Here is a 23,759-nt window from a genome sequence, read left to right as displayed (position 1 = left end):
TGCACGTAGAAATGAGTAAGTCTCGTGTTAAAATGTGGGAATTTATTACGCGTAAACTGGCAGCCTCATTCTTACTGATTAAGTTTTACTTTATAGTGCATTTAATTTTACAAAAACTTTAAAAAAAATAAGAGAAGTAATTCATATAATGAAAAAGGAAAAGGGTTTTCTCATTTTTAATATGAGAGGGGGAAGCGCAGGGAGAGTTCTATATTTCATATCTTTTCTATTGTAAATTCCTGTGCGAAAAAGAAATGAAAATTACGATAGTAGGTACTGGATATGTTGGATTGATTACAGGAGTAGGATTGGCAAAATTAGGGCATTCAGTTACATGTTTTGATATAGATGATGAAAAAATTGAACGGATAAAACAAGGGGATTTACCTATTTATGAGGTTAGATTACATGAATTAATAAATTATGCATATGAGAATAATGCTTTAATTTTTACATCAAATAAAGAAGAGGCATTTGATGATGTAGAGTTTATATTTATTGCAGTTGGAACACCACCTTTATTAGATGGGACGGCAGATTTAACGTATATTCAGAGTGCTTGTAACGATATTGGATTATACGCGATGAACGATATTATTGTTGTTACGAAAAGTACAGTTCCAGTAGGTACAAATGATGTAATGAAGGGATGGATTGAGGAGAAGTTAAAAGGGAGGCATACAGTACATATCGTATCGAATCCAGAGTTTTTGCGTGAAGGTTCAGGTATTTATGATTTCTTTCATGGAGATCGTATTGTAATTGGAGCGGATAGCGAGGAAGTAGCAAGAAGAGTAGAGAGTTTGTATAGTGAATTATGTTTAGAAACGTATGTTACAGAGTAACTACTCAGCCACCTTTCGGTGTCTTTTTTAAATTTTACTAGTTTCATATGCCTCCCATTTGTAAATACTGAGTATATCAAACAGGGGAGGTGAATCTTATGGTCGATCGAAAAATTATTTTAGATACATATAAAAAAGGACCTGAAGCTGTTATTTCTTTATTTGAAGAAACATTTTCTAAGTTAGAAAAACGTATACAAGAACTAGAAAATGCTTCAAAAAAAAACTCCAAAAATAGTCATAAGCCACCTTCTACAGATGGTTTGGGTAAGCCCGTTACAAAAAGTTTGCGCAAACCGTCTCATCGTCAAACGGGTGGCCAGTTGGGCCACAAGGGACATACTCTTGGTTTGACAGCGACTCCAGATCATACGATTACACATTCTCCTACATATTGTACTTGTTGTCATACTTCCTTGAACCACGAGCCTGTAAAAGGGTATCGCATTCGCCAAGTGTATGACTTACCACCTATTCAGATCGAAGTGACAGAACATAAAGTAGAACAGAAAGAATGCCCACATTGCCATTCTATCCAAGAAGCCCAATTTCCTTCGACAGTATCTCGTCCTGTTCAATATGGTCCAAATATAAAAAGACTGATTCCCTATTTAACGCATTATCAATGCATTTCTTTGAAGCGAACAAAAGAATTCTTTCAGGATTGTTTTGGACATTCTATAAGCGAAGGAACCCTGGTAAATCATACACAGGCTTTCGCTTCTCAATTGCAGCCATTCATAAAAGAAGTAAAGGAAAAGATTCTGCAGTCTCCTGTTGTCCATTTTGATGAAACTGGTATGCGTGTAGAAAACAAAACACAATGGTTACATACTGCCAGTACACCGGAGGTGACATTGCAACATATTCATCAAAAACGTGGAAAAGAAGCAATGGATGCTGGAGAAATCTTGCCATCTTTTTCTGGAATTGCGATGCATGATGGTTGGAAATCGTATGATGCGTATACAGATTGTCGTCACGTTTTATGTAATGCCCATCTCTTACGAGATTTACAAGGAATTATAGATAGTACTGGAGAACAATGGGCACAACAGATGCAGAAATTTCTAACGCAAGCGTTGACGATGAAAAAGCAATCCGAAGGTACCATGCCAAAAGCGACGCAAAAGAATCTGTTTATTATGTATCAATCCATATTGAAAGAACAACAGATTCTTTCCACGAAACAAAAGAAGAAAGGAAAGCAGACGCCTTCTCAAAATTTATGGAATCGCTTCGTCAAGTATTCTGACAGAATTCTAGCGTTTTTAGAACATCCAGCCATTCCATTTGATAACAATCAAGCAGAACGGGATATTCGGATGACGAAAGTAAAACAGAAAGTGTCTGGGACTTTCCGAAGTAAGAAAGGCGCAGAATCTTTTTGTCAGATACGAAGCTTTATGAGTACCATGAAAAAACAAAAACAATCGGTCTTACAAGCGATAAACCAAGTCATAGAAACTAGAACGGTTCCTTGGAATAACACGACTTCATAAGAGAATTTCTCTATTTGGCATAGATTCTTTCTCTGATTGGAGTATTTTCTTTTCATGTTTTCGAATCGGAAACATGTATTTGGCCTGTTTTTTTATTTGAAGAAGCTGAGTAGTTACGTTACAGATATTAAAAGTGCAGAGATGATTAAATACGCGTCGAATGCCTTTTTAGCTACAAAGATTAGTTTCATTAATGAAATTTCAAATATATGTGAGAAGGTAGGCGCGAATGTATTGGATGTTGCCAAAGGGATGGGAATGGATAAGAGAATTGGTGCATCTTTTTTAAATGCGGGCATTGGCTACGGAGGGTCGTGTTTTCCGAAAGATACGAAAGCGCTGGTGCAAATTGCGGGAAATGTTGCTCATGATTTTCGTTTGTTAAAAGCGGTTATTGAAGTAAATAATAAGCAACAGCTGCTATTGATTGAAAAAGCGAAAAAAGTTATGAACATGAGTAAAAAGCGGATTGCAGTTCTTGGCGCATCCTTTAAACCGAATACGGATGATATTAGAGAGGCATCATCTCTTATTATAATAGAAGCATTACTTAATATAGGTGCAGAAATTGTTCTTTACGACCCAAAAGCAATTCAATATGTAAAAAATATATTTGGAGCTGCTATACAATATAGTAGATGTATAGATGAATCGATTAGAGATGCGAGTGCGGTTTTTATCGTAACAGAATGGGAAGATATTCAAACTTATCCGTTAGAAAAGTACGTACAACTTATGAGGGAGCCTATTTTATTTGATGGGAGAAATTGTTATACTGATGAAGATGTTAAGAAACAAAAGATAGATTATTACTCGGTGGGAAGAAAAAGTATTTGTAATAGAAAAGTTTCTGTTATGCGTTAAAAAGGGATGTACTCATGCATATTTTTATATGTCATAATAGAAGCTGTAATTAGTGAAAGAAAAGAGGCAATCACATGACTGAACGTTTAAAAGTAATGACAATTTTCGGGACACGTCCAGAAGCAATTAAAATGGCACCTCTTGTATTAGAGTTGCAAAAACACCCAGAAAAAATTGAATCGATTGTGACTGTAACAGCACAGCATCGCCAAATGTTAGATCAAGTATTAAGTATCTTTGGAATTACGCCAGATTTCGATTTAAATATCATGAAAGACCGCCAAACTTTAATTGATGTTACAACGCGTGGTTTAGAAGGTTTGGATAAAGTAATGAAAGAAGCGAAGCCGGATATTGTACTTGTACATGGTGATACAACAACAACATTTATTGCAAGCTTAGCTGCTTTTTATAATCAAATTCCAGTAGGTCATGTTGAGGCGGGCCTTCGTACGTGGGATAAGTATTCTCCATACCCAGAAGAGATGAATCGTCAATTAACAGGTGTAATGGCGGATCTTCATTTCTCACCAACAGCAAAATCAGCAACGAACTTACAGAAGGAAAATAAAGATGAGTCACGTATTTTCATTACAGGAAATACAGCAATTGACGCGCTACAAACGACTGTAAAAGAAACATATAGTCATCCTGTACTAGAGAAACTTGGAAATGATCGTCTTGTACTTATGACAGCTCACCGCCGTGAAAACTTAGGTGAACCGATGCGCAATATGTTCCGTGCAATTAAGCGTCTTGTTGATAAGCATGAAGATGTACAAGTTGTGTACCCTGTTCATATGAACCCTGTTGTTCGTGAAATAGCAAATGAAATTTTAGGTGAACATAACCGTATTCATTTAATTGAGCCGCTAGATGTAATTGATTTCCACAATGTTGCAGCTCGTTCATACTTAATGTTAACGGATTCTGGTGGTGTACAAGAAGAAGCTCCATCACTTGGGGTACCAGTTCTTGTTCTTCGTGATACAACAGAGCGTCCTGAAGGTATTGAAGCAGGTACGCTGAAATTAGCAGGAACAGACGAAGAGACAATCTTTGGTCTTGCTGATGAGCTGTTATCAGATAAAGAAGCCCATGATAAGATGGCGAAAGCATCTAACCCTTATGGTGATGGTCGTGCATCAGAGCGTATTGTAGAAGCGATTTTACAACACTTTAATAAGTAAAAAAAAGGGCCCAATCGGATAGATTGGGCCTTTTTTTTTACGGCTGATTGCGCATAATCCACTCTGCATGAGCATTTGTAGAAGGTGGCGGATCAGTTGGTGTTTTATTTTGGTTTGTCTCTTTTTTTGTTTGTTCGTTAGAGTTAGAACTTGAATTTAAATCAGGATTTGAGTTGTTTTTTGTAGTTGGATTTTTTGCTTTTTCTCCTAATTCTTTTTCAATTTCGTTACGCACCGTTTCTACACTGATTGGATCTGGAAGGAAGTAATAAATACCGCCTATCTTTTTGTCTTCGCCTTCAAGCTTTAACGTTTGCATTGTAGAAGGATCAAATCCAGAAAGTTTATTGTAAAGAGCAAGTCCGTCTGAAATAGGAATGTCGGTTTTTATATATTTTCCAACGACAGCTGTTAAATCTTTAATTTTAAATACAGTAGAGGTGGAGTTTAGTTTATGAGCAACAGCGGCCAGTAATTGTCTTTGTCTAGCAGCTCGACCATAATCGCCATTTGGATCTTGCTTTCGCATACGGACGTAAGCAAGTGCTTCTTCACCGTTTAAGTTTTGCTGTCCTTGCTTAAACTGAATTTTTTTGTAGTAATCCACGTCAGAGCGCTCCCAGAAATCGAAGGGTACGTCAACGGTAACGCCGCCAACAGCATCAACGATACCTTTAAAGCCTTGGAAATCAATTTTCAGATAATGGTCTACAGGAACTTTTAGAAAGCCTTCGACAGTTTTGATTGCCATTTCTTCTCCGCCGTAAGCATGGGCAGCGTTAATTTTGTCTTCCTTATTTTTGCCAACAATTTTAACTCGAGAATCACGAGGAATACTCATAAGTGAAATCTTTTGCGTTTTTGGATTGACTGTTGCAAACATTAATGAGTCTGTACGACCATTTTGACCATCTGTCGCATAATCTTCTATACCCATAATGAGAATTGTAAAAGGTTCCTTTGTAATTTCTACATCTTGGTTTCTTAAATCCGATTTTTCACGAGTAAAACCACTATACATCCCCATAAGAGAAGAGTAAGAATTTAACACATAAACTCCTATGCTGCCAAATAAAAATGCGAAAATAAGGAAGAAGAAAAGTTTCCTTCTTCGCTTCTTTTTTATTCTGCTATTTTGGAGATGATAATAACGTTCTTCCATATATAATCTCCTTAGTTCGTTAGTTCATTTGTAGGGAAGTAATTCACTACATTAATCTTTGAAGGTGATAAATGGGTTATTCTTAGATAACATCTTGTTCTAAGTACAACATATCTCCTTCTGTAATTGTACATTTCCCGTTTGTTAATTCAATCATCCAATCTGTAAATGCTTGTTTGCCGTCTTCTTCTACATACGTATCAAATGTGACATTTTCTAGATAATGAATATCTTTAATGGCATATTTTGAATTGCGTAATTCATTTTCCACTTTGCCAAGTAATGTGTAATCAATCTCGGTTTGCATCACACGCATTAGTTTTCGCTGGACAACACCGACATGATTAACGCCTTCGCTTGTACACTTTCCATATGCACGAATTAATCCACCTGCGCCAAGTTTAATGCCACCAAAATAGCGTGTTACGACGACGACGGTATCTTTTAGTCCACGTTTTTTAAGTACTTCCAGCATTGGTACGCCAGCTGTACCGCTAGGCTCACCGTCATCATTTGCTTTTTGAATATGATCTTGTTCGCCAATTAAATAAGCGGAACAATTATGTGTTGCATTCCAATGTTGTTTTTTTATTTTTTGTATAAATTCTTGAGCCTCTTCCTCAGTTGTTGCTCGGCTAATATAACAAATAAATCTTGATTTTTGAATGACGATTTCGTGTTCGCCGTAGTCTTTGATTGTTAAATATTGTAATAGCACTTGTGTACGCCCCTATCTATCAAAATGACTAGTACTTTCCATTTTAAAAGCGAGCCTTTTTATATTCAAACATTTTTTCTAAATATGCTGAAGTTTTTGGTGAGTATTTTATCTTTTTGTTGTAATTTGTCGAGATGGTAGGTATAATTTCAACCGGCATTTTCATGTATGGATGCACCATTTGTAGTTTTCGTGTAAAATTAGGAAATAAAACTTTTTATAAGGCAGGTACGAAAATGAAAATAGCTATTGTTACTGATAGTACGGCATATATACCGAAGCAAATTCGTGATGAACTCAATATATATATGATTCCATTAAACGTTGTGTTTGGAACAGAATCTTATCAAGAAGAAGCTGAAATTTCAGCAGATGATTTTTATGTGAAAGTACGTGAACAAGAGGAACTTCCAAAAACTTCTCAACCAGCAATCGGAAAGTTTGTTGAGCTATATGAAGAACTAGCTAAAGATTATGATGCAGTTATTAGTATTCACCTATCAAGTGGAATTAGTGGTACATATCAAACATCAACGACAGCTGGACAAATGGTAGAGGGTATTGATGTATACACGTATGACTCTGAAATTAGTTGTGAAGTACAAGGATTTTATGTGCGTGAAGGTGCAAAGTTAGCAAGTGAAGGAAAGAACCCAAAAGAGATTATCGCTCGTTTTGATGAAATGAAGAAAACGATGGACGCCTATTTTGTAGTTGATGATTTACATCATTTACAACGTGGTGGTCGATTGAATAGCGCGCAAGCTTTCATCGGCAGTCTGTTACAAGTGAAGCCAGTTTTATATTTTAGAGATAAAATCATTATTCCGTTTGAAAAGATTCGTACACGTAAAAAAGCATTAAAACGTATCATTGAAATTTTTGATGAGCAAGCAAGTAAAGGTGTACCTATGGAAGCAGTTATCATTCATGCACAACGTGAAGAAGAAGCGAATGAATGGAAGAAAGAATTAGAAGTAAAATATCCTCACGTCACAATTCGTACAGGTTATTTTGGAGCTGTAATTGGTACGCACTTAGGTGAAGGTGCATTAGGTCTTGGATGGTATACGAAGTAATAAAGATATAAAAAGCTCTCTTTTTAAGAGGGTTTTTTTACGGGTATGTTACGTTTAGTTGACAAGTTAATATTTGGAAATGGTAAAATGTACGTAAAATAAAATAATGAGGAAAGTTTTATAACTTACTTTTTACAAGAAACTATATTATAATAGAAGAGAGGTGAAACATATGGAGCATAATTCTTGTTTATGTCCAAAGTTTGAGTCAGCTTTTACTCTGCTTAGTAAGAAGTGGACTGGCTTAATTATTAAATCTTTGCTTGAAGAGTCGAAACGTTTTAGAGAAATCGCAGATATTATCCCAAATATGAGCGATCGTATGTTGTCAGAGCGTTTAAAGGAATTGGAAAGCGAGGGCATTGTAGTTCGTAATGTCTATCCAGAAGTACCAGTTCGAATCGAGTATGGCTTAACTGACAAGGGAAAAGCGTTAGAAAGTGTTATGGATGAGGTCCAAAATTGGGCTGAGAAATGGATGAAGTAGTATTTCATTTGTATTCGTATATTTAATAAAACGTAAGGGATTCCTTACGTTTTTTCGTAACTACTCAGCTTCTTCAAATAAAAAAACAGGCCAAATACATGTTTCCGATTCGAAAACATGAAAAGAAAATACTCCAATCAGAGAAAGAATCTATGCCAAATAGAGAAATTCTCTTATGAAGTCGTGTTATTCCAAGGAACCGTTCTAGTTTCTATGACTTGGTTTATCGCTTGTAAGACCGATTGTTTTTGTTTTTTCATGGTACTCATAAAGCTTCGTATCTGACAAAAAGATTCTGCGCCTTTCTTACTTCGGAAAGTCCCAGACACTTTCTGTTTTACTTTCGTCATCCGAATATCCCGTTCTGCTTGATTGTTATCAAATGGAATGGCTGGATGTTCTAAAAACGCTAGAATTCTGTCAGAATACTTGACGAAGCGATTCCATAAATTTTGAGAAGGCGTCTGCTTTCCTTTCTTCTTTTGTTTCGTGGAAAGAATCTGTTGTTCTTTCAATATGGATTGATACATAATAAACAGATTCTTTTGCGTCGCTTTTGGCATGGTACCTTCGGATTGCTTTTTCATCGTCAACGCTTGCGTTAGAAATTTCTGCATCTGTTGTGCCCATTGTTCTCCAGTACTATCTATAATTCCTTGTAAATCTCGTAAGAGATGGGCATTACATAAAACGTGACGACAATCTGTATACGCATCATACGATTTCCAACCATCATGCATCGCAATTCCAGAAAAAGATGGCAAGATTTCTCCAGCATCCATTGCTTCTTTTCCACGTTTTTGATGAATATGTTGCAATGTCACCTCCGGTGTACTGGCAGTATGTAACCATTGTGTTTTGTTTTCTACACGCATACCAGTTTCATCAAAATGGACAACAGGAGACTGCAGAATCTTTTCCTTTACTTCTTTTATGAATGGCTGCAATTGAGAAGCGAAAGCCTGTGTATGATTTACCAGGGTTCCTTCGCTTATAGAATGTCCAAAACAATCCTGAAAGAATTCTTTTGTTCGCTTCAAAGAAATGCATTGATAATGCGTTAAATAGGGAATCAGTCTTTTTATATTTGGACCATATTGAACAGGACGAGATACTGTCGAAGGAAATTGGGCTTCTTGGATAGAATGGCAATGTGGGCATTCTTTCTGTTCTACTTTATGTTCTGTCACTTCGATCTGAATAGGTGGTAAGTCATACACTTGGCGAATGCGATACCCTTTTACAGGCTCGTGGTTCAAGGAAGTATGACAACAAGTACAATATGTAGGAGAATGTGTAATCGTATGATCTGGAGTCGCTGTCAAACCAAGAGTATGTCCCTTGTGGCCCAACTGGCCACCCGTTTGACGATGAGACGGTTTGCGCAAACTTTTTGTAACGGGCTTACCCAAACCATCTGTAGAAGGTGGCTTATGACTATTTTTGGAGTTTTTTTTTGAAGCATTTTCTAGTTCTTGTATACGTTTTTCTAACTTAGAAAATGTTTCTTCAAATAAAGAAATAACAGCTTCAGGTCCTTTTTTATATGTATCTAAAATAATTTTTCGATCGACCATAAGATTCACCTCCCCTGTTTGATATACTCAGTATTTACAAATGGGAGGCATATGAAACTAGTAAAATTTAAAAAAGACACCGAAAGGTGGCTGAGTAGTTACGTTTTTTCTTTGTTTATAGAAGTGAGAAAAGTATATAAATTTCTACACATACATACAAAAATATACGCATTTTGCGCTAGAGCTACATATAATATTACATTTGTTTTACAAAAACGTAACATTAGCAAAAAAAATCCCGAATTATGGTATAAATTTTATAGGTTATATACGGAAAAAGAAAAAAGAAAGCGGTGTAAAAAATAAAATGAAAAAGCTAAAAATGGCATCTTGTGCATTAGTTGCAGGATTAATGTTTTCTGGGCTAACACCAAATGTATTTGCAGAAGATAAAATTTCTGACGTGAAATCACAAATTAACACACAAAATGACACTTTACATAAACAACAACAAGAACGTGATGAATTACAAAAACAAATGAATGACTTAAACAAAACAATTCAAGGTTTAGATAAATCTGTTCAAGAGAATGCTGCAAAGCTTGATGAAACAACGAAAAAAGTTGCTGATACTGAGCAATTAATTGAAAAGAAAAATAAAGATATTGCAGAATTACAAACAAAGATTGCAAAACGTGAAGAACTATTAAGAAAGCGTTTAGTTGCACTTCAAGAACAACCAAATACGAACGTTGTAACAGAAGTTCTTGTAAACTCTAAAAACGTTGCTGATTTAGTTGATCGTTTAACTTCAGTTTCTAAAATTCTTGAGTCTGATGAAGATATCATGAAAACACAACAAGAAGACCAAGCTAGTGTGAAAAAAGATGTTGCAACGGTAAAAGAGAAACAAAAAGAATTAAAAGAAGCACAAGCTCAAATTGAAACTGCTAAGAAAGAACTTGACGCTGAAAAAGAGAAAAAAGCAACAGCGGTAAACGATTTAAGCGGTAAAATGGATACAGTTGTAACTTCAATGACAAGTACGGAAGGTCAATTGAAAGAGCTTGAGAAACAAGCACTGCAATTACAACGCATTGCAGAAGAAGAAGCACAAGCAAAAGCTGCACAAGAAGCTGCTGCTCAAAAAGAAGAACCTAAAAAAGAGGAACCAAAAAAAGAAGAGCCTAAGAAAGAAGCACCTAAACAAGAAGAGAAAAAGCCAGCTCCAACACCAGATTCAAATCCGACTCCGGGCGTAATTGGTAAGGCAAAGCAATACTTAGGTATGCCATATGTTTGGGGAAGTGCATCTCCATCAAACGGTGGTTTTGACTGTAGTGGATTCATTTCTTACATTTTTGGTGTAGGTCGTCAAGACGTTAATGGTTACTGGAATTCTGTTTCAAAAGTAAGTAGCCCGCAACCGGGAGACTTAGTATTCTTCCAAGGTACTTATAAAGCAGGTCCATCTCACATCGGTATTTACGTTGGTAATGGCCAAATGATCCATGCTAGTGATAAAGGAATTGCGTACGGTGATATTAACAGTTCGTATAACAAAAAACATTTCTTAGGATACGGTCGATTCTAGGATTTATAAAAGAATAAAACAAGTGTATAAAGTCGATAGCTTACTATTTTATAAGTAGGTTATCGGCTTTTTTGAGTTTTTACGAGATGATGAGAAAGGTTTATAGTAGTGCTGGAGGTGATTGTTGATGGTAGCGGGGAAACAGTTGCTATTAGAAGAACTTTCTTCAGATTTACAGAGGAAATTAAACGATTTGAAAAAGAAGGGAGAGATCGTATGTGTACAAGGTGTAAAAAAGAAGAATTCTAAATATATGTGCCAACGCTGTGGAAATGTAGATCGGCGGCTATTTGCGTCGTTTTTATGTAAAAGGTGCAGTAAAGTGTGCACATATTGCCGGAAGTGTATAACGATGGGGAGAGTAAGTGAATGTACTGTACTTGTTCGCGGGATTGCTGAAAGAAAGAGAGAAAAGAATTCAAATTTGTTACAGTGGAACGGGACGTTGTCTACTGGCCAGAATTTGGCGGCGCAAGGAGTTATAGAGGCTATTAAGCAAAAAGAATCATTTTTTATTTGGGCTGTATGAATAGCCCAAAATGAATACATAAAAATAATTACTTAAAAACGCCAAAGGATTTCGACGTTTTCATGTTTGATTTGTATTTCTTGTATAAATTTATTAATTAATATTTGTCTATCTTTGAATTCTAATGTGTCAAATGATTTCATAGTTTTCGTAATCATTTCCTTAGAGAGTGAAATCTCTTGTTCAGAACTTTGTTGTTTCAGGATAAGTTTTTCTTTATCTGAATTGAGCTTTTCCATTTGCTGTTCTAACAGTTGTCTACTTATATTTGTATTTGTGGTAAACAGATCAAGAAGGCGTTCCATTTTTTTATCTATTTCTTTGATAAGTTTTGTATAATTAATTTGTTTCTCTTTTTTTTGATTATGATATTTAAATACAGTTAAATCTTTCATTTGACCGATAACAGCGTCTTCAAGTTTTTGTCTAGACCATGTTTTATTCATACATCTTTCTTCGTATTCAGATGGGAATCTCTTGGCTCGACAAATGTAATAATAATATCTTTTGGATTCATCATCTTTGGATTTTCCAGTACTGTATGATACATATTTTTCCCCACAACAAGAACAGGTTATTAGACCTGACAACAGGCTTTGTTTAGCTTTATGAGCATTGTGTCCCTTGTGACGTTTCAAAAGCGTCTGCACACGTTTAAACTGCTCTAATGAAATGATAGGTTCATGTTGACCTTCATATTCATTCCCTGAAAAGGTTACACGTCCTATATATAATCTGTTAGAAAGAATGTCTCTATATCGTCGAAATCTCCAAATTGGATAACCTTCTTCTTTTAAAGTTTCTTGGATCCTAGTGATTGAATAGTATTGCTCGTATAAGTCAAAAGCCCTTTTGATATGATCAGCTTCGTCCTTTTTTATTATTAAGTGTCCATCTTGTCTAGTATAACCAGCTGGATCATAGTCTCCACCGTTACCTCTTAATCCTTTTTCAGCTCTTTTTAAATGCCCCATTCTCATACGCTCTGCAATTGTTTCACGTTCTAATTGAGCAAATACAGATAGAATACCAATCATTGCTTTACCAAATGGTGTAGAAGTATCTAATGTTTCTGTTATAGATACAAAGTCTACTTTGTTTTTCAAAAAGTGTTCTTCAATTAATTCTAATGTATCTCTTTGAGAACGAGATAATCTATCTAATTTATAAACAACGACGACATCTATATTTTTTAAATCATTTAAAAGTTTTTTTATACCAGGTCGTTCTAAATTAGAACCTGAATAACCACCGTCTATATACTCATCATAGATATGCCAATTTTTAGCAGTACAAAACGCTCGGATTCGTTCTCTTTGAACTTCTATACTATAATTTTCAACTTGCTCTTGTGTACTAACACGAATATATATAGCTGCTCTAATCAAAATTATCACCTTGTATTTTTAAAATTTAGCATTAATAGGTGCCATATACCAAACTAATTTCCCTATTACTACAACAGGAGTATACTCTTGGGCCTTAGAATCATAAAATTGTGTTTTATGCTCTGGATTATAGCTCTCAGGTTCTAAAGTAATTCCATCTTGAAACTTATAAAATCTTTTTAGAGTTGCATCAAAGCCATTAACTGCAACTGCGGCAATATCCCCATTTTTAATTTCGATATTTGGATCGATTAATGCCAACATATTCGGTGGTATGACTTTGTTCATACTGTCACCAACTACTCTTAATAAAAATGCATGTGGGTGATTATCTGTTATTTCAACTGGAACATTAAGCCATTCTTCCACAGTTACCATTTCAAGTGGAGTTCCAGCAGCTATTGCTCCAAGTAAAGGAACAGCATTGCAGTTATTTTCGATTTTTGGTTGGTTAGGTCTGATATGAGTAACTTTAGAATCTTGATCTTCGATGATATCACTTTTTAAAATTTCAAAATGATCAGCTATTTTTTGAATAGCTCCCATTCGTGGTTCTTTTAATCCTTTTTCCCAAGTTGATACTGCTTTATCTGAAACGCCCGCTATTTCACCAAATTCTTTTTGTGAAAGATTATGCTTATCCCTTAATTTTTTTATATTTTTTCCTATGCTCATTGTAGTGACCTCCGTCGACTTTATATATATAATATTAAACTAAAAGTAGAATTTATTCAATGTAATGTCGAAAAAATTCTACTTTAAATTTGATGTTTTAATATAAAGGTAGATTAACCTAGGTTTTTAGTGTTGACATTCTACTTTTAGTAGATTATCATGAATTTACAAGCGAATAGAAAAGAGGTGAATACGATGATTCTCACTATTAAACAAGCGCGATTATTAAAAGGGCTTACTCAAAGCGAAATGGCGCAACAGCTAAATGTCCATGTTCAAACTTACAGAAACATGGAAAATCACTCTGATGATGTGACTGTAGGAAATGCGAAGAAGATTTGCGACTTACTAGAAATTAGTTATGATCAAATTTTTTTTAATGTAAATTCTACTTTAAGTAGAGTTAGGGATGGAGTCACTCTTGAAATGTAGAAGGTGAAAAAAATGATAGTTAGAGAAGGCATTGAAGTAACCAAAGTTACTTTAGAAGGTTATGAACTACCAATACCGGAAGGTCTTTCTGAGTTTCTACTTCGAGCCGGATACTGGGTATATGGCGGAGAAGTAGAATCATCAAATGATGTTGAAATTTTGTCGAATTATGACAGAAAAGTTGTTCTGAAAGATGGTCAATTACGTACCATATTAACTTACAAAGGAAATAAAAAAGGAAGGTGACCAATTATGAACGGAGTATTATCTGCAAGTAAATTAATGAAAGCATCGGATGTTGTAAAAAGATGTGCAGAAATGAGAAAGAGTCCAGCGTTATTACTTATTACTGAATTAGAAGCAAAGTGTCAGCTAAGGGAAATGAACCGTAAGGTTTCAAATCGAAGGGAGGTGAATTAATTGAAGGAGGTAACACTAGTTTTTAAATCAGGAGTTAAAACAAGTTTTACAGTAGAGCAATTTAAAACATTTAAAAATAGTTTTGGTTTTTTATCAGGAATTGAATATGAAGGTGCTACTGGAAAGGTACCATTCCACATCGGGGTGAGTAATATCGATGCAATATTTGTGGAGGACATTGTTGAAAAGGAATCGATTAAAGAACCTAATCATCCAATTGAAGATTTCTATGGTTGTGAAATTCAGCAAGATGATAAGTACTTTATGTTTGGGCAGGATGTTGTACTGAAAGAAAATGTAACAGAATACTTAATTGAGCAACAAAACGTTGCATGTTTTCGAGTTGGATAAAAAGAAAAATCACCTGCGCCAACAGGTGATCCAGATAAAATCAATTTTCAACGTCATTATAGCATGAAATGAATGCATGTAAAGGAGTGAACGATCATAATTGAAAACCCAATGATTATAGGAAATCCAAATGATTCAGCGATAACGAATGTTATGGGGCATTGTGCGAGTTGCAATAAGGAAATCTACTGCGGTGAAGAGTACTTGGATTTTGAAGGTGATTGTATACACAATTCAACAGAATGCGTTAAGGAATACGTTGTTGTACATTCTACCCAAAAGATAGCAGGTGAATGAAATGAACTTACAACAAAAGATTGAAAGTGAGATAACCATTTTAAGGCGTCTAATTGATCGATACAAGCGTTGTGATGATTCGGAATCCATTTGTATGGTGATTGCCTATGAATATGGATTGCAGGCGTTGATAGAAGTAAATGAAATGAGTAAACAAAAAGAGGTGCTACCGTTTTGAATGGTGGAATTGAAGAACTAGAAAAGTCATTAAGTGTGGAACAACGAAGGTTAAGTGAACACAAAAGAGAGTTAGAAAGGCTAATAGAAAAGAAACCGATTGTGGAACAAAATATTTGGAACACAGAAAGTAAAATTTTTGATTTGGAAGCTTCTATTTTTGTTTTGAAAAGCATGGCGAAGGAGTGAATCAATTGGAAATCACAAACGGTGCTGCCATTACCAAAAGTAAAAAAGCAAAAATCATTATTTATTCAAAGCCAGGTAACGGTAAAACAACGGTTGCTGGATTGTTACCAGGTAAAACATTAGTCTTGGATATTGATGGGACAAGCCAAGTTTTAGAAGGATATGAAAATGTAGATGTAGCTAAAATTGATGGTGAAAATCCACATGATAGCATCCTACAATTTTATGCATTAGCAAAAGCAAATATCGCTAAATACGATAACATCTTTGTTGATAATTTAACGCATTACCAAAAGTTATGGTTACTTAAAAAAGGTGAAAATACGAAAAGTGGTATGCCGGAATTAAAGGATTACGCTTTACTAGATAACCATCTTTTAAAGGTAGTAGAAACGTTTAACTCATTAGATGCAAATGTTATTTTTACAGCTTGGGAAACAACAAGAAATATCATTCATGATGATGGGCAGCAATATACACAGATGATTCCAGATATAAGAGACAAAATAGTTAACCATATAATGGGTATTGTTCATGTGATCGGTAGGTTGGTAAGAAAAGCAGACGGTTCACGTGGGTTTATTTTAGAAGGAAATGAATCCATATTCGCTAAAAACCATTTAGATACGCGTCTCGGTTGCATACAAGAAGAATTATTAGTGCCATCCATAAACTAAAATATAGGGGGAAATAAATAATGAGTTTCTTTAAATTTGATGAAACAAACGTAAATACAGGTTTTGAATTAGTTGCTGAAGGTAAATATGAAGCGGTAATTGTAAATGCGGAAGCTGGCAAAACACAAGCTGGTAAAGATAAATTATCGATAGATTTTGAAATTCGAAGTGATGTACCACAACATCATCAAGGAGCAAAAGTGCTTTATAACATGTTTACGTTCGAACATGAGGTTTCGGTTAGAATCGTCAATTCTTTATTAAAAGCATGTAGCTTTGGACATCATCATGCTTTCGCATCTGCTGAAGATATGGGGAAACAACTTCTCAATAAGAATCTACAAATCACAGTAAAACATGAAGAGTACGATAAGATTGTGGATGGTCAAAAACAAAAACGTACGGTAGCCAAGGCAAAATATTATGATGTGTCGGACGTAAATCCGATAACAAGTGGTCCAGCAGTAACAGTCGGTGATGATATGTTACCGTTTTAAATAACTACATAGAGAGGTTGGTTTGTACCCACTTCTCTTTTTTATATCTTAAAAGGCTAACCGGAGGTTGTAATGAAACAGAATCCATACAATTTTAATGAGATACCAACAGAGCTGAAAAACTTACCGCAGTGGGTGCTTTGGCGCAAAGAAGAGAGAAATGGAAAACCGACGAAGATACCGTATCAAGCCAACGGCGAAATGGCGCAAGCAAATAATAGGCGTACATGGTCGACATTTGCAACAGCGGTCAAGTTTTATTTAGAAGGCGATTATGACGGAATAGGGTTCGTGTTCAGCAGGCAGGATAACTATATAGGAATAGACATTGATAAGTGTGTTGTGGCCGGAAAAACAAATACTTTTGCAACAGAAATTATCGATACATTAGACAGTTATACAGAGTTTTCACCATCAGGAAAAGGTATCCACATCATTATCAAAGGGAACCTTCCACAATTTGTTTTAGGTACTGGAAGGAAGAATACCAAGCATGGTTTAGAAATTTACTCATACGGACGATTCTTCACATTCACTGGAAATCGAGAAAATTCTAATGATGTGTATGATCGTACGGATGAATTAGCAGAAGTGTTTGAACAGTATTTCGATGATAGTGACATACAAGGTCGCATAAATTTAGCAGAATTTGAAAAAGATGAAATCAAAATTTCAAATGATGCTTTATGGGAGAAAATGTTCCGTAGTAAAAATGGCGATGAAATTCGCTCATTATACAATGGAAGCCTAATTAATGAAGATCATTCGGCAAGTGACCTTTCTCTATGTAACCATTTAGCATTTTGGACAGGGAAATCAGCAACACGAATGGATTCCATGTTTCGTGAAACGAGCTTAATACGTGATAAATGGGACGTTATCCATTTCAGAGATACAAATGAAACATATGGGGAAAGAACGATAGCAACGGCTATTGCATCTACTTCTTCCACAATTCTAGATTATAAGCCACAATTCGATGAATTTTCATTTGATTTTATAAGTGAAGATGTAGCTGAAGTTGTGGAAGACAAACCAAAAAGGAAATTTAAACTAACGGAACTTGGAAATGCGGAACGTATTGCTTACGAATACGGCCATGTAATTAAATTCATTCATGATATCGGTTGGTATATATGGGATGGAAAACGATGGAGAGTGGATACGAAGAAAGAAATCGAGAGAATCACCGCAAAAGTTCTCCGAGGTCTTTTTCAATCAGAAGATGAATCAGAAATAAAATGGGCACGTATGTGTGAGCGTAGAAACGTTCGCATGAATAGTATCAAGGACCTGATGCCATTGGTTCCAGGGGCTCGTGAAGATTTTGATAGGCATACCTATTTATTAAATGTCGAAAATGGAATAGTAGATTTACAGACAGGGCAGCTTCGTCCGCATGATCGGGAGGTATATCTATCGAAAATCACCAATGTTACATTTGATGGGCAAGCGAAATGTCCAGAGTGGATGAAGTTTTTAGAACAAATTTTTCAGGGGAATCAAGAGTTGATGGAATATATGCAACGATTGATTGGCTATTCTCTTACTGGAGAAATTGCCGAGCAAATCATGGTCTTCTTAATCGGTGGAGGTTCTAACGGAAAATCAACTTTTATCAATATCATTAAGGACCTTATGGGTGATTATGGAAGACAAGCGAAGTCCGATACTTTTATCAAGAAGAAAGAAACAGGAGCGAATAATGATATTGCTAGGTTGGCTGGGGCCCGGTTTGTATCCGCCATCGAAAGTGAAGATGGGGAGCAACTCTCAGAGACCTTTGTCAAGCAAATAACAGGTGGTGAGCCTATATTAGCAAGGTTCTTACGGCAAGAGTTTTTTGAGTTCATACCCGAATTTAAAGTGTTTTTTACAACAAATCATAAGCCGGTCATAAAAGGTGTAGATGAAGGAATTTGGAGACGTATTCGTTTGATTCCATTCAATCTACAGTTACCAAAGGAAAAACGAGATAAGAAATTGCCAGAGAAACTTAGCTTGGAAATGCCGGGTATTCTGAACTGGGCGATTGAAGGTTGTCTGAAGTGGCAGCAGTCAGGTTTAAATGATCCGGCGATTGTTAGGAAAGCCACAGGTGATTACAAAGAAGAAATGGATATACTTGGTCCATTTATGTTTGAGTGTTGTTTTAAAAGAGATGACGTTCAAATGGAAGCAAAACAATTATATGAAACGTATGCGAATTGGTGTTTTAGAAATGGTGAGCATCAATTAAAAAATAGGGCATTTTATCGGATTTTGGAAACGCAGGGTTTTAAAAGAGAGCGTGGCAACAGAAATAAGTATTACATCAAAGGTGTTACTTTAGTAGACCAAAATAATACTGATAAGCAATCAAAGTTACTGGAAAACGAAGAAAATAGTAAGAATGTTACTAAAAGTAACAAATTTAAAATCTCGTAAAAAACCTTATGTATCAAGGGGTAAAGTTGTTTTTTATACTCTTTTTGTTATTTTTGTTACTAAGTACAACCATAAACAAAAAATAAATATATATATTCTTTATTAGGAGCGCTAAAGGTCTCACGCGGTAACATTGGTAACAAAAGTACTTCAATCCCTTGTGGTTCTAAGGGTGAAGTGTGTTATTTTTTAGTAACATATACTGATTTCAGGTGTTTTTCAGTAACACTTTTAAATAACTTTTGATAACAAGAATGGATGAATGAAAATGTTTGAAAAATTTATTGAGGAAAATATTGAACGAGATAGTAAGAGTTTTGAGCTATTAGAAAACTTATATAAGCGTTACTTAATATATTGCAGAGTTTATAAATTGAAACCTATTGGTAGGAATGGATTTACTTATAGAGTTACTAAAAATCGAATTGGAGTATTGCATAAATCAAAAGGTAAATCAGCTAGGTGGGGAGTGAGATTACTTCCATGCAAGTATTAGAAATTATAAGTTTAATTTGGAAATCGGGTGCAAATATCTATCTTGATCCAAGTGATGGACGAATCGGAATAAAACGACAGAACTTAATTCCTGTGGAAGTAATGCAAGCTGCGGAGAAAAATTTCAATGGTATTGATACTTGGTTTAAGTCCTGGAAGGATGCAAACAACGAAAAGATTACAATCTTGAAGATTTTTTATGAGTTTTCTGGTTGGAAACATAACCGAAAGTTACATGATTGGTTGCTTGCTGATACAGATTCATTACAAATGTTCTATGACTGGACGATTGCGCTTGCGAAGAATGGATGGGCAGACGTGTATGAAGATTATCGACCATTTGAAAATGATGAATCGAATGCGATGGCAAGGAAGATATATGAACGTGCAGTTATACATGCGAAGAAAGGAGTAGGAGCATGATCAGTTATCGTTATACCGATACGGAAATAAATAACATTCTTAAAACACTCACCATCGTGATGGATACGAGAGAGAAAGATAATACTCATATTCGAGATTATTTACATCAAAAGGGAATATTGATAAAAAATCAAAAATTAGATACTGGCGATTACGGTTGTATGATTCCGAAAAATGAAGAGCTGGGCATATTGCGTGATATCTATTTAGATAGCCGAGTAGAAAGGAAAGCCCATATGGATGAAATCACAGGGAATTTACAAAAAAATACGCAAACAGCGTTTGAGAATGAATTAATTCGATCAAAAGAGATTCCCTTCACCTTAATTGTGGAGGACCTACATGGATATGAGAAGATGTTGCAAGGGAAGTATCATTCCAAATACAATCCACTAGCGTTACTGGGAAGGCTAAATACATTTAAAGCAAAATACGGTTTTGAAATCGTGTATTTGGATAAGAAATTCAGTGGGAATTGGATTTATCATCATTTTTATTATCAAGCGAAACATTACTTTAAATTGGGGGCTTTTTAGGAGATAAAAAAGAGGACTCTTATATAAGAGCCCTGAGAGGAAATTAGGTGAATCGCAAATTCAAAAAATTGGCGTATGAATAGTATATCCAAAGTATAAAAATATATACAACAAAGCAGCTAGCAAATGCTAACTGCCCAGTTGTTAAGAGGAATTTAATATAGCAGGCTAGGTACATCATGTATACGAGTATAAAGTGAAACAAAAGTATGTTTTGAAGAAAAAAGACTGACAGAAACCTAGGAAATCGGGGGTTGAATTCTTTCTGAATACCATAGGTATCTAGAAGGGTAAAGTATCTGTAAATGGATGTTAAGTATGTATAATGAGTTTTGAGAATGCAAGGTGTGTTTTTGAAGGGATTATCTGTAACCTACCTTGCCATCATGAAAAATAGAGAAATTTGAGGAGTCCACACCATGAATGCAAAAGAAATAAGAATGTATATATTAGATTTGCAAGACAAGCATTGCGCAACGTGTGAATATCGGGCAAATCAGTCTCCGAAGTATTGTTTGAAGAATTGTAAGGTCGGAGAAGAATTGTATAGATTAGGAAAAAATTAGCTCCTTGTGTAGGACAAGTCAGAGAAAATCCGAAACGGAAAAATTGGGAAGAATTGATGCCGAAAATTTTAGAAATGTTACAAAGAGAACTACCGATGTATGTAATTGCGATAGAAGTAAACTGTGAAGTGAACACGTTGCAGAAGCAACTCAAAAAAATGGGATTGTGGCAGTCAACAAGCAGAAAACAAATACAAGAAAATGCTCATAAAAGATGGGATGAACGATGTAAACAAGCTGTCATGTTACGTGAAAAAGGACTTACTTATCAAGCAATCTGTCAGCAATTAGGGTGTAGTCGGAACAGTTTGTCTCATCACCTTAAAAAAAGAGGGCTAAAGTAAACATGGAACCGGTGTGGTTTATAGCATCATAAAATTATAACAGTGTAGACGTGGTAAGGTAAAAATAACAGTAACGAGTAGGTGTATCGTCATTGTTCAATTGGCTGAAAGAATATCAAAGATTAGAAGAGGAGATTGTATATTTAGAATATAATCTAGATAAAACCAAAGCAGAATTAAAACGTTGGATCTATGGTGATTTACAAAGTATACGCTTATCTGCAGCATCGGAAGGTGCAAAGGTAGAGGAACGTATGGAAGTAATTACATATGAACTGGCTCATAAAATGAATGAAATGTATACCTTAATAAAGTTAATGAATAAGTTTAGAGGATTGGATAATCAAATACTCAAAATGAAGTATGTGGACGGTATGACATTGGAAGAAATAGCCGAAGCTAGTAGGTATAGTCTAAGTCATATAAAAAAGAAACATGCAGAAATCGTTCGGCTTATCAAATTCATAGAACAAGAAGGTATCATTTAGGTTCACTCTTAAAGTGAATCGAAACCATTGAAAAAATGAGTTATAGTAATAAGATAAGATTTTGAAGAGCGACTATCGTGCATAAAAGTTCTATAAAAAAGAGCCACATGACTTATGTAAAGTCATATGGCTGTAAGAATGGTTTGGAAGACAAGGAAGTGATGCCTTCGCAGAAATTTAATTAGGATCCATGCATTATAACATGTTAGGTATCTTAGTGGATGCAAAAAATGATATTTGTCAAAGGATAAAAAATGTAGGTTAATGAGGGGACTATATGATAATTTAGAAAAGGTAAGAAATAGTAAGAAATAGCGGAAACTGTTTCTTACTATATATGTCTACAGGCTTTCACGGGCAACCATTGTAACAGGAAGAGCCGTAACCAGCAACCATAGTTGTTAATGGAATGATTATGGTAGTAACGGGAGAGCGGTTGCTCTTCTTTCAGGCGCCAAGATGGAGATAGATAGGTATGTGTAATGTGGGCAAGTTACATATATACTTGGCGTTTGAAAGAGGCGCTATACACATAATGGAGGCGTATGTTTTTAGGGGGAAGGAATGAAGAATGCCAGCATATATAAGTGTGGGTAGGCCGTAGTAGGTGTAAGGTATCCTGAGCATTCTTCAACCTTCTGAAAGAAATGCTGGAGGAAAACAGTTTAGATGGTTTGTTTTCCAACCATTTGTAGTATATGCGGAAAAATGGTTTTTAAAACCAAAATAATGTATTGTCTAGAACTTTTTTGGTGAGATAAGCATATAATGAAGCATGGGACAACACCTATTGATGGTGCTTTTTCCAAAGACCTACCTCTCTATATAAATGATGTAAGAGCAGCCATTCCTTTTGGTTGCTCTCTTCTTTTTTATCAACATGATTACAAATGGTTTTATATACCAAATGAGAGCATATACATGTGGTAAACATCTACTAGGATGTTCTTTTAGTGGAAAACAGTGAAAAGGGCGTGAAAAGATGGATACCACAAATACAGATTTACAAATGAAAATTGATAGGTTACAGCTATGTCCTGTGGATGATTGTGTTTATCAGGAGCATTTGAAGGCATACGAGGAATTAGGGCTTTATACAAAGCGTTTTACGTATTATAAAATGTATGGACAATGTTTTGTGCCCTATTCAAAAGAATATGTCATGCGTTCAACTATGGAAGAGTTGTTAAAAAGGGATAAAGAAAAGTGCATACAATGTAGTCCGTCTTTTTTTAACCGGTTAAAAAGAAAGATGGGTATATGGATATGGAGGGGAAAGATGAAGTCGTTAGGAGGAATAGCGGAGTGGGTCCAGAAACGTGCAAAGGATGAGAAGTGATAGAACGTTTTTCTTATTTGCATGAAAAAGAACAGCCGAATTATTGTAGGATACATAACCTGGCTGTGTAGAGAGTGAATAGATCGTGAAAAACATAATACCCTTCTAAGGGGGAAGGATTATGTTGACTGGTTTTCATCATAACATGAGGAGCGTCACATGATAATGGGAAAGATGCTATTTCATACAGGTAAATAATCAAGGATGAAGAGTGACCGTATCGTTATAAAGATGAAGTTTGTTAGGGGGGTACGAGTACACTGTTCATCTGTGGTTAGTATGATTTGGTTTTTAATACCAATACAAATATAAAATGAAACAGCATCTATAATGGGTGCGTATGTTGTAGGGGATGGGGAAATGATGATAGAAACAAGACAAACTGCAGCAGGAAAAGAATGTGAGTACAAAATAGAAAAGAGAAATGTATGGATTCCAACGGCTAGGAAAAAGAAAGAAGACATCATTGCATTACTATCATGAAGTACTGTGACTTCAATGGCTGCTCTAACAAGATAAGCAAAGGACGTTACTGCGGGGAACATAAGCGT

The 23,759-nt window shown here is 35.4% G+C and carries 26 protein-coding genes and 4 pseudogenes; 25 read left to right on the top strand and 5 right to left on the bottom strand.

What is annotated here, in order from left to right; all coding sequences use genetic code 11:
• Nucleotides 1-254: 254 nt before the first annotated feature.
• The 4 genes and pseudogenes from MHH55_RS26685 to wecB form a co-directional block, all read left to right on the top strand.
• A pseudogene (locus tag MHH55_RS26685) lies at nt 255-842 on the top strand (nucleotide sugar dehydrogenase); the annotation flags it as partial.
• A 101-nt stretch (nt 843-943) separates the two neighbouring features.
• Nucleotides 944-2,347: an IS66 family transposase gene (tnpC, locus tag MHH55_RS26680; protein ID WP_100910632.1), complete on the top strand. Its 1,404-nt coding sequence runs from the start codon at nt 944-946 to the stop codon at nt 2,345-2,347.
• 105 nt (nt 2,348-2,452) lie between these two features.
• A pseudogene (locus tag MHH55_RS26675) lies at nt 2,453-3,211 on the top strand (UDP-glucose dehydrogenase family protein); the annotation flags it as partial.
• A gap of 74 nt (nt 3,212-3,285) precedes the next feature.
• Nucleotides 3,286-4,401 (top strand): non-hydrolyzing UDP-N-acetylglucosamine 2-epimerase, encoded by a 1,116-nt coding sequence (wecB, locus tag MHH55_RS26670; RefSeq protein WP_000140145.1) that lies wholly within the window; start codon nt 3,286-3,288, stop codon nt 4,399-4,401.
• A 37-nt stretch (nt 4,402-4,438) separates the two neighbouring features.
• Here wecB and MHH55_RS26665 read toward each other — a convergent pair whose 3' ends face one another.
• Together MHH55_RS26665 and MHH55_RS26660 are read right to left on the bottom strand one after the other, a co-directional pair.
• On the bottom strand, nt 4,439-5,563 hold the full coding sequence (locus MHH55_RS26665) for an LCP family protein (protein WP_000392807.1): 1,125 nt from the start codon (nt 5,561-5,563) through the stop codon (nt 4,439-4,441).
• An 82-nt stretch (nt 5,564-5,645) separates the two neighbouring features.
• Nucleotides 5,646-6,281, bottom strand: a complete 636-nt coding sequence (locus MHH55_RS26660) for a YigZ family protein (protein ID WP_000926672.1) — start codon at nt 6,279-6,281, stop codon at nt 5,646-5,648.
• A gap of 236 nt (nt 6,282-6,517) precedes the next feature.
• On the opposite strand from MHH55_RS26660, the gene MHH55_RS26655 reads away from it, so the two are divergent.
• Together MHH55_RS26655 and MHH55_RS26650 are read left to right on the top strand one after the other, a co-directional pair.
• Nucleotides 6,518-7,360 (top strand): DegV family protein, encoded by an 843-nt coding sequence (locus tag MHH55_RS26655; protein ID WP_078187227.1) that lies wholly within the window; start codon nt 6,518-6,520, stop codon nt 7,358-7,360.
• Between the two features lie 172 nt (nt 7,361-7,532).
• Entirely contained in the window at nt 7,533-7,847 is a 315-nt protein-coding gene (locus MHH55_RS26650) for a winged helix-turn-helix transcriptional regulator (RefSeq protein WP_000400857.1), read from the top strand.
• Nucleotides 7,848-8,020: 173 nt separating this feature from the next.
• Here the strand turns inward: MHH55_RS26650 and tnpC (MHH55_RS26645) are convergent, their stop codons facing one another.
• Entirely contained in the window at nt 8,021-9,424 is a 1,404-nt protein-coding gene (gene tnpC, locus MHH55_RS26645; RefSeq protein WP_100910632.1) for an IS66 family transposase, read from the bottom strand.
• Between the two features lie 202 nt (nt 9,425-9,626).
• Here tnpC (MHH55_RS26645) and MHH55_RS26640 point away from each other — a divergent pair, with 202 nt between their 5' ends.
• Nucleotides 9,627-10,958 carry an NlpC/P60 family protein gene (locus tag MHH55_RS26640; protein ID WP_139362546.1) on the top strand — a complete coding sequence of 444 codons (1,332 nt, stop codon included), beginning with the start codon at nt 9,627-9,629 and terminating at the stop codon, nt 10,956-10,958.
• 127 nt (nt 10,959-11,085) lie between these two features.
• Nucleotides 11,086-11,484, top strand: a pseudogene (locus tag MHH55_RS26635) (DNA/RNA helicase); the annotation flags it as partial.
• A 35-nt stretch (nt 11,485-11,519) separates the two neighbouring features.
• Here the strand turns inward: MHH55_RS26635 and MHH55_RS26630 are convergent.
• On the bottom strand, nt 11,520-12,884 hold the full coding sequence (locus tag MHH55_RS26630; protein WP_340881732.1) for a recombinase family protein: 1,365 nt from the start codon (nt 12,882-12,884) through the stop codon (nt 11,520-11,522).
• Between the two features lie 9 nt (nt 12,885-12,893).
• Nucleotides 12,894-13,550, bottom strand: coding sequence for a LexA family protein (locus tag MHH55_RS26625; protein ID WP_078187903.1), 657 nt, complete (start codon nt 13,548-13,550; stop codon nt 12,894-12,896).
• Between the two features lie 159 nt (nt 13,551-13,709).
• Here MHH55_RS26625 and MHH55_RS26620 point away from each other — a divergent pair, with 159 nt between their 5' ends.
• The 17 genes and pseudogenes from MHH55_RS26620 to MHH55_RS26540 form a co-directional block, all read left to right on the top strand.
• Nucleotides 13,710-13,982, top strand: coding sequence for a helix-turn-helix transcriptional regulator (locus MHH55_RS26620; RefSeq protein WP_340881728.1), 273 nt, complete (start codon nt 13,710-13,712; stop codon nt 13,980-13,982).
• A 12-nt stretch (nt 13,983-13,994) separates the two neighbouring features.
• Nucleotides 13,995-14,228: a hypothetical protein gene (locus MHH55_RS26615; RefSeq protein ID WP_065485855.1), complete on the top strand. Its 234-nt coding sequence runs from the start codon at nt 13,995-13,997 to the stop codon at nt 14,226-14,228.
• Between the two features lie 6 nt (nt 14,229-14,234).
• Nucleotides 14,235-14,402, top strand: a complete 168-nt coding sequence (locus MHH55_RS26610) for a hypothetical protein (RefSeq protein ID WP_167332618.1) — start codon at nt 14,235-14,237, stop codon at nt 14,400-14,402.
• Entirely contained in the window at nt 14,403-14,753 is a 351-nt protein-coding gene (locus MHH55_RS26605) for a YqaI family protein (RefSeq protein ID WP_078187907.1), read from the top strand. It begins immediately after the preceding gene.
• A 298-nt stretch (nt 14,754-15,051) separates the two neighbouring features.
• Nucleotides 15,052-15,228, top strand: coding sequence for a hypothetical protein (locus tag MHH55_RS26595; RefSeq protein ID WP_164727807.1), 177 nt, complete (start codon nt 15,052-15,054; stop codon nt 15,226-15,228).
• Nucleotides 15,225-15,416: a hypothetical protein gene (locus MHH55_RS26590; protein WP_023521063.1), complete on the top strand. Its 192-nt coding sequence runs from the start codon at nt 15,225-15,227 to the stop codon at nt 15,414-15,416. The genes MHH55_RS26595 and MHH55_RS26590 overlap by 4 nt, the downstream gene beginning before the upstream one ends.
• Nucleotides 15,417-15,421: 5 nt before the next feature.
• Nucleotides 15,422-16,093: an AAA family ATPase gene (locus MHH55_RS26585; protein ID WP_088029284.1), complete on the top strand. Its 672-nt coding sequence runs from the start codon at nt 15,422-15,424 to the stop codon at nt 16,091-16,093.
• Between the two features lie 20 nt (nt 16,094-16,113).
• Nucleotides 16,114-16,590: a DUF669 domain-containing protein gene (locus tag MHH55_RS26580; protein ID WP_208743002.1), complete on the top strand. Its 477-nt coding sequence runs from the start codon at nt 16,114-16,116 to the stop codon at nt 16,588-16,590.
• A 72-nt stretch (nt 16,591-16,662) separates the two neighbouring features.
• Complete coding sequence (locus tag MHH55_RS26575; protein WP_340881723.1) at nt 16,663-19,017, top strand: phage/plasmid primase, P4 family; 2,355 nt, start codon at nt 16,663-16,665, stop codon at nt 19,015-19,017.
• A 483-nt stretch (nt 19,018-19,500) separates the two neighbouring features.
• Nucleotides 19,501-19,935 (top strand): hypothetical protein, encoded by a 435-nt coding sequence (locus tag MHH55_RS26570; RefSeq protein WP_078188208.1) that lies wholly within the window; start codon nt 19,501-19,503, stop codon nt 19,933-19,935.
• Entirely contained in the window at nt 19,932-20,471 is a 540-nt protein-coding gene (locus tag MHH55_RS26565; RefSeq protein ID WP_078188209.1) for an ERCC4 domain-containing protein, read from the top strand. Before MHH55_RS26570 ends, MHH55_RS26565 begins: the two co-directional genes overlap by 4 nt.
• 419 nt (nt 20,472-20,890) lie before the next feature.
• Nucleotides 20,891-21,037: a zinc-finger domain-containing protein gene (locus MHH55_RS36500; protein ID WP_078188248.1), complete on the top strand. Its 147-nt coding sequence runs from the start codon at nt 20,891-20,893 to the stop codon at nt 21,035-21,037.
• Nucleotides 21,038-21,093: 56 nt separating this feature from the next.
• Complete coding sequence (locus MHH55_RS26560; protein WP_340881721.1) at nt 21,094-21,381, top strand: helix-turn-helix domain-containing protein; 288 nt, start codon at nt 21,094-21,096, stop codon at nt 21,379-21,381.
• A 92-nt stretch (nt 21,382-21,473) separates the two neighbouring features.
• Nucleotides 21,474-21,869 carry a hypothetical protein gene (locus MHH55_RS26555; protein ID WP_078188066.1) on the top strand — a complete coding sequence of 132 codons (396 nt, stop codon included), beginning with the start codon at nt 21,474-21,476 and terminating at the stop codon, nt 21,867-21,869.
• A gap of 982 nt (nt 21,870-22,851) precedes the next feature.
• Nucleotides 22,852-23,208: a hypothetical protein gene (locus MHH55_RS26550; protein ID WP_078188067.1), complete on the top strand. Its 357-nt coding sequence runs from the start codon at nt 22,852-22,854 to the stop codon at nt 23,206-23,208.
• A gap of 360 nt (nt 23,209-23,568) precedes the next feature.
• The gene (locus tag MHH55_RS26545) at nt 23,569-23,691 is read left to right on the top strand and encodes a hypothetical protein (RefSeq protein WP_303047675.1); all 123 of its coding nucleotides are present in this window, start codon (nt 23,569-23,571) and stop codon (nt 23,689-23,691) included.
• Nucleotides 23,688-23,759: pseudogene (locus tag MHH55_RS26540) on the top strand (HNH endonuclease); the annotation flags it as partial. The gene MHH55_RS26545 and the pseudogene MHH55_RS26540, both read left to right, overlap by 4 nt.

This window comes from Bacillus sp. FSL K6-2944, from assembly GCF_038005385.1.
Classification (GTDB): Bacteria; Bacillota; Bacilli; order Bacillales; family Bacillaceae_G; genus Bacillus_A; species Bacillus_A cereus.
This window is presented reverse-complemented; position numbering and strand designations above follow the sequence as displayed.